The 227-nt window shown below is 72.2% G+C and carries 1 protein-coding gene; it reads right to left on the reverse strand.

Annotated features, from left to right (window positions below; translation table 11 throughout):
* Positions 1-227: ABC transporter permease (locus J0695_RS36440; protein ID WP_206969054.1), on the reverse strand; the 227-nt coding region annotated here is incomplete at both ends.

Genomic DNA, 227 nt, shown 5'->3' on the forward strand with positions numbered 1-227 from the left:
CCGGTCAGCAGCAGCACGAGGACCACGGGCACGACCCCGGCCGCGATGGGCGCCACGGCCCACCACCAGGTGCCGTTCTTCGTGATGCGCCGGCCCGCCGTCCATACGGCGACGGCGAACATCACCGCCACGAAGACGAAACTCAGCCCGCTGCGCACCACCCAGCCGATCAGCAGCGCCACGACGGCGAGCTGGATCCCGGCCCGTACCCCCGCGGTGAGGATCGC

It is taken from the genome of Streptomyces beijiangensis (assembly GCF_017315755.1).
In the GTDB taxonomy this organism is placed as follows: domain Bacteria; phylum Actinomycetota; class Actinomycetes; order Streptomycetales; family Streptomycetaceae; genus Streptomyces; species Streptomyces beijiangensis.